The organism is Gordonia sp. (in: high G+C Gram-positive bacteria), from assembly GCF_052106715.1.
Classification (GTDB): Bacteria; Actinomycetota; Actinomycetes; order Mycobacteriales; family Mycobacteriaceae; genus Gordonia.
On the sequence record NZ_JBQEDL010000023.1, the window covers coordinates 59,616 to 65,728 of the forward strand.

General features: G+C 66.4%; 5 protein-coding genes and 1 pseudogene. 3 read left to right on the forward strand and 3 right to left on the reverse strand.

Going from position 1 to position 6,113, the window contains the following annotated elements; genetic code table 11:
- Positions 1-6 precede the first annotated feature (6 nt).
- A complete protein-coding gene (locus tag ACTIMF_RS12840; protein WP_442350682.1) occupies positions 7-1,296 on the reverse strand; it encodes a family 1 glycosylhydrolase in 1,290 nt (429 codons plus the stop codon).
- 100 nt (positions 1,297-1,396) lie between these two features.
- Between ACTIMF_RS12840 and ACTIMF_RS12845 the strand changes: the two genes are divergently transcribed.
- The gene (locus ACTIMF_RS12845) at positions 1,397-1,999 is read left to right on the forward strand and encodes a HEAT repeat domain-containing protein (protein WP_442350683.1); all 603 of its coding nucleotides are present in this window, start codon (positions 1,397-1,399) and stop codon (positions 1,997-1,999) included.
- 8 nt (positions 2,000-2,007) lie between these two features.
- A complete protein-coding gene (locus ACTIMF_RS12850) occupies positions 2,008-2,979 on the forward strand; it encodes a HEAT repeat domain-containing protein (RefSeq protein WP_442350684.1) in 972 nt (323 codons plus the stop codon).
- Positions 2,980-3,273: 294 nt separating this feature from the next.
- Here ACTIMF_RS12850 and ACTIMF_RS12855 read toward each other — a convergent pair whose 3' ends face one another.
- On the reverse strand, positions 3,274-3,855 hold the full coding sequence (locus ACTIMF_RS12855; protein WP_442350685.1) for a TetR/AcrR family transcriptional regulator: 582 nt from the start codon (positions 3,853-3,855) through the stop codon (positions 3,274-3,276).
- A gap of 105 nt (positions 3,856-3,960) precedes the next feature.
- Between ACTIMF_RS12855 and ACTIMF_RS12860 the strand changes: the two genes are divergently transcribed.
- A complete protein-coding gene (locus ACTIMF_RS12860; RefSeq protein WP_442350686.1) occupies positions 3,961-5,547 on the forward strand; it encodes an MFS transporter in 1,587 nt (528 codons plus the stop codon).
- Here ACTIMF_RS12860 and ACTIMF_RS12865 read toward each other — a convergent pair.
- Positions 5,461-6,113 (reverse strand): annotated as a pseudogene (locus ACTIMF_RS12865) (hypothetical protein); the annotation flags it as partial. The gene ACTIMF_RS12860 and the pseudogene ACTIMF_RS12865 overlap by 87 nt on opposite strands.

Sequence of the window (6,113 nt, forward strand, 5' to 3'; positions counted from 1 at the left end):
TTCGGCCTACCGCACCGGTCGTGCACAACTCGCGGGAGCGGCGACCAGCGAACACCATGCTGCAGGTCGGCTCGGCCGGTACGAGGGCCCGACGCCGTTCGCCGCAGTGATTGCTCGATACGCGGCGACGCCCGCGGTCGGACGACGAGTCAGACTCGGGTCGGTTTTCACGTCCACGGTGTACAGGCCGAAGCGGGACGCGTAGTTGCCCCACTCGTAATTGTCGGTGAGCGTCCAGTAGTTAAAGCCGATCAGCGGCATCCCGTCGGCGCGGGCGCGCTGCATCCAGTAGACGAGGTCGCGCAGATGGTCGGCCCGTCGGTAGCCGTCGCGCCGCGGTTTCCCGTCCTCGGTGACCATGCCGGCCTCGACGACGTACAACGGCTTGCGTGGGTAGCGCTCGTGTAGATCGCGCAGCGCGTAATAGATTCCGTCGGCGGACATCGATGCGTCCCACATTCGGTCGACGGCGGCGTTCGCCGCACTGAGATCCGTCGGCGAGACCGAGTAGTAGTAATCGACACCGACGAAGTCGAGCTTGTCGGCGATCCGATCGGCGAACATCGTGTCGACGAGCGGCTCCACGGTCGGCAGGTAGGCGATGTTCGACGAGACCATCGCGTTTGCATCGCGGTGGTGAATGCGGTCGTAGATCGTGCGGTGAACCCGCACCAGCCGGTCGAGCATCGTGGTCACCCGGTCGGCGGCGATCCCGCCCTTCTGCAGTTCTTTCTGCACATAGACCGTCGGCTCGTTGATCGTGACCCACAGCGGGTGATACCTCACGTACCGGTCGACGATCATCGCGTTGTGCCGTAGCCACGCCGCGGGGGTCCGCGCCGACGACCAGCCGCCGCGGTCGGCGATCCAACCCGGATAGACCCAGTGATCGAGCGTGATCATCGGCCGCATCCCGGCGTCGACGATGCTCGCGACGAGGTCGTCGTAGTATGCGAGTTCCCGGCGGTCGATCACGCCTGGCTTCGGTTCAACGCGGGCCCACTCGACACCCACCCGGTAGACCTTGACGCCGAGACCTTTCGCGAGCGCGATGTCTTGCCGATAGCGATGCCGGAAGTCGACCGATGAGCCGATCCGATCGTCGGTCTTGCCCTGCCGGATGTACCGCATCCAGTTGCTGTCCGGCGAATCGCCCTCGGACTGGAATCCGGAAGACGCTACGCCCCAGAGGAAGTCGTCCGGCAGCGCGGTAGCGCGCGGAGTGGCGGACGCAAGCGGAGCGAGGACGAGAGCGAGTGTGACAGCGGTCAACATCGCGGCGATCCGGAGTCTCATCCGGTCAGTATGTATCCGTGACTGCCGGATTTCAGCGGTATCGACACTTGACCCTCACACTGTGTCAGGGTGTGGAGTCGTCGATGAGGAGGTGGTCGCAGTGAACAGATCACAGACATTGACGACCGCGTTGCACGCCGAGCACTCGGAGACCAGGTTGCGAGCGGCACTCGATGCCGGAACCGGCCCCGAGCCGGGCATGCTCGAGGTTCTGATCGACCGGTGCGGGACGGAACCGGACTTCTATGTCCGCGACATGTTGACCTGGGCCATCGCGAGGTATCCGGTTGACGAGACGATTCCGGCGGTGATCGCCGAGCTCGGATCGGCGACGCCGCAGGCGCGCAGTCAGGCGCTGCACACGTTGTCCAAGATCGGTGACGACTCGGCCTGGCCCGCGATCTCGCGAGAACTGCTCACCGACGCGGATTACGAGACGGCCCGCTGTGCGTGGCGGGCCGCAGTGGCCCTCGTGCCCGAGCAGGAGGTCACGGCCCTGGCTGCCATACTGGCGACACAGTTCGGACGAGGCGACGCCGATATGTACCGCAGTCTCAGTCGGGCCTTCGTCGCACTCGGCGATGCCGCCGAGCCGGTCGTCGCGCACGCGCAGCGGTCGGCTGACCCGGGGGTCCGCGGCCACGCCGCGGCGACCGAGCAGTTGATGGCTGACCCGGAGTCGGCGTTCGTATATGGAAGATGAGGTGACCGATGCGGATCGGGGAGGTGGCGAGTCGATCGGGCGTGAGTGCACGGATGCTCCGTCATTACGAAGCCATCGGCCTCGTGACTCCGGGCGGCCGCTCGTCGGCCGGATACCGCGAGTACGACGCCGACGACATCGTCCGCATCTTCCACGTCGAAAGCCTCCGCGCACTCGGACTCTCCCTGCGCGAGGTCGGTCAGGCGCTCGATGACCCGACCTTCGCGCCCGGTGACGTCGTCGCCGACCTTGCTGCGCGCACCGAGCAGCGGATCGGCCGCGAGCGGGCGTTGCTGGAACGTCTGCGACGGGTCGCCGACTCCGGACCCGGCGACTGGGAACAGGTCCTCGACGTCGTGGCATTGCTGTCCGGACTCGACTCCGACGATCCGTCGGGCCGTCAGCGTGCCGCGCTGTCGGGCGACGTGGTCGCGGGCGAAGTGCTGGCGCGTGCGGTGCTCACCGAACGTGATCTCAATGTCGCGGGTGCGCTGCGCTGGGCGTTGTCGAGGTCGGGTGACGACGCCACCGACGTATTGGCGGCACACCTCGCCGACGACGACGCCGAGGTGCGGCGTCGAGCAGTTCTGGCTCTGGTGGAGTCACCGGGCGAGAGTTCGGTGGCCGCCTTGAGGTCTGCGGTGCCGGACAGCGATCCGGGTGTGCGCAGCCGTGCGGTGCTCGGACTGGCTCAGCGCGGCGAGTGCGCTGTCGTCCCCGAGCTGATCGATTTGATCGTGGACGGGGTGGCCGACGTCGACGCAGCCGAGGCGCTGGCGGTAATCGCGGGCGAGAACGCCGACGAGATCGTCGGCGGGCTGGTCGCAAGGCTCGGCGACGACGCCGCCGTACGCCGGCGAATCGCGCAGGCGCTCGGCGAGGTCGGTGGCCCAGCCGCTGTCATCGCGCTCCGTGGACTCGTCGACGATCACGACGACGGCGTCGCCGTGGTCGCGAAATATCTGGTGCGCGATCGGTGACTCGCGTGCGTCAGAGACCGTTGCCTCGATAGTCATATCTGTGCCAACTCTCGAGCGGTAGTCGTGCCATGAGTGAGGATCGTCGGATATCCGCGGATAGGTCTCGATTATGAACTCCGTTGATCCTCGTATCATCGCGACCACCTCCCGTATGTCATTCGCGGGGCGCTCATCGCCACGCGAGTCGTCGGACGTTTACGCCTATCGCAAGTCGCTAGGTGTGGACCGCGACAGGGGGGGAGACCTCGTCGCGACCCAGTTCTTCGGCATTCTGTACGACGGATCGCGTGTGAGTCACGGCGCGATGCCGCGCGCGATCAGAGCGAGCACGCTCTCGTAGTTGGCCGCCGTATCGGCAGACGGCGGTTGCCGTGTGCCGAGTTCCAACCCGACCGCACCGTGGACGCACGACCAGATATTCATAGCCAGTTGGTTCGGGTCGCCGTCGCGGATGACGCCGCCGGTCTGGCCGTACCGCACGATCTCGACGATCACCTCGAACGCGTTCGTCGCGGACTCCACGTCGGGATTGCAGTCTTTGGCGAACATCAGCGAGTAGACCGTCGGATTGGCGATCGCGAATCGGCGGTAGCCTCGGCCAGACTCGGCCAATCGTGTCGCGGGGTCGGTGTCGGTTGCCGCGATGACCGACGCGAACTCGCGGAAGCCGTCGCTGACCACGGCGTCGAGCAGACCGCTCTTGCCGTCGAAATGGTTGTAGACCCCCATCGGTGCCACCCCTGCAGCGCCCGCGACCGCCCGGACGGTCAGACCTGCGGGCCCCTTCTCCTCCAGGATCTCCCGGCCCGCAGCCACCAGTGCGGTGCGAATCTGCGCGGCAGGCGTCCGTGTGGAACGGGGAGACGTGTCGACCATCTCTCCAGATTACAGAACGTCGTTCTACGAAACTCTTGACGCGAATAGTAGAACAATGTTCCTCTAATGTGGAACAACGTACTACTGATGGATTCGGGAGAAGTCATGAGAAACAAATGGGCCGCACTCGCGGCGCTGTGCATCGCCGAACTCCTGGTGATGGTCGACAACACGATCGTGAACGTGGCGTTGCCGACGATGAGCCGCGATCTCGATGCCGGAGTGTCCGGTCTGCAATGGATCGTCGACGCGTACACGCTGGTCTTCGCTGGACTCCTGCTGACAGGCGGATACCTGGGTGACCGATTCGGTCACCGGCGCATGCTGCTGACGGGCATTACCGGATTCGTTGCCGTCTCGATCGCGGCGGCCGCGTCGACCGGCCTCGGGCAGTTGATCGCCGCGCGTGCCGGCCTCGGTATGTTCGCGGCTCTGGTGTTTCCGGCGACGCTTGCGTTGATTATCGCAGCGTTTCCCGAAGCCCGAGAGCGGGCGACGGCGGTCGGCGTGTGGGCTGCGACGTCGGGAGCGGCAGTCGCCGTGGGGCCGGTGCTTGGCGGGTGGTTGCTGAACCACTTCTCGTGGGCGTCGGTGTTCTGGGTCAACGTCCCGTTCGCCGCCGTCGCCGCGGCCGCGGTACTGATCGCAGTGCGTGTGCCGGAGCATCGGCCCGTACTGCTGCATCGCTTGGATGCACCGGGCATCGCAGCGTCGATCGTCGGGCTCGGACTGTTGACGTTCACCGTCATCGAGGGCCCGTCCGCCGGGTGGGCGTCCGCGCGGACGATCGTCGGCCTGCTCGTCGCAGTCGCGGTGCTCGCCGTCTTCGTCGTCCATCAGAGGAGAAGCGCCCACCCGATCTTCAACGTCCGTCTGTTCGCGAACAGGCGGTTCGCGGCGGCGGCAGGCATGATCAGTGTCGCCTTCTTCGCCCTGTTCGGATTTATCTTCCTGATCACGCAGTTCTTTCAGGGTGTCATGGGCTATACGCCGCTGCAGGCCGGAATCCGAACTCTGCCGTTCGCGCTCGTCGTCGCGGTGCTGTCGCCGGTGGCGATGGCCGTCTCGCACCGATTCGGTCCGCGGACCGTGGCGGCGGCCGGTGCTCTGCTGATGGCCTCGGGCTTCTCGCTGGTGGAACTGGCCGACCGGCAGTCCACGTACTTCGGGCTGATCGTCTGGTCGATGATGCTGATGGCCGCGGGGCTCGCGATGATCTCGGGCCCGTGCACCCAGGTGATCATGGACGCGCTGCCCGAGCATCAGACGGGCGCCGGTTCGGCGATCAACGACACGACGCGAGAGGTCGGCGGCACCCTGGGCGTCGCAGTGCTCGGATCGGTGATGACGTCGGTCTACACCGCGAACGTGGGGCTACGGCTCGACGGATTGGGCGTCCCAGCCGAAGCGCGGGAAATCGCGCAGCAGTCGGTGATGGCGGGCGCGCAGGTGGCGCACCACGCTCCGCCGCCGATGTCGGAGCAGATCAGGGTTATTGTCGCCGACGTCTTCGTGGACGGCCTCGGTCAAGCGACATGGGTGGCGGTCGGCGTCTGCCTGGCGGCTGCGGTCCTGGGGGCGTTGGCGCTGCGCGAGCGTCGAGACCTAGTCCGGCATCCGGCCGACACCCCAACTGCGCTCCACGTAGCCGAGCACGCGGTCGATGTCGGCGGCGGGAACCGTGTCCGGTGAGCCGTCCTCGAGGGGGTCGGCGTGGAAGATATACAGGCGCGACGCGAACTGATCGAACGGCAGCGAGCTCTCGCCCGCACGTTCTCCGTTCCCCGCCGTGCCGACGACGACGTCATCGCCCCAGTCCTGCCCGGAGTCATTGTTCGGATTGAAGAAGTAGACGCGGACGACGCCGTCGGGATCGCTCGCCACACGCAGGATCGTGATCGCGTGCCAGCCGACGTAGCGGGCTGCGCTGTCGGTGAAGGCGATCCCGGCAGGCTGCGGGTGGATCAGCGGCTGGTTGCCGTTGTACTCCGGGTGGTACGCGGCGTAGAACTGTCGGACGAACTCGTCGGGAGAGTCAAGACATCCAGTCTCGACGTCGACATTGATCCGGAAGCCTCGGGCCGCCCACCAGCCGTGGAACTCGGGATTGACCCACCGGTGAGGATCGCCCGGCCGGCCCGCGCACCGTCGGATCATCTCGGCGTAGATGCGGTCGAGGTGCGGCACCACCAGCAGCGATACGGGGTCGAGGTCGATGGGATCGCCTGCGGCGACCCCGGTGACGAGTTCGGAGGACG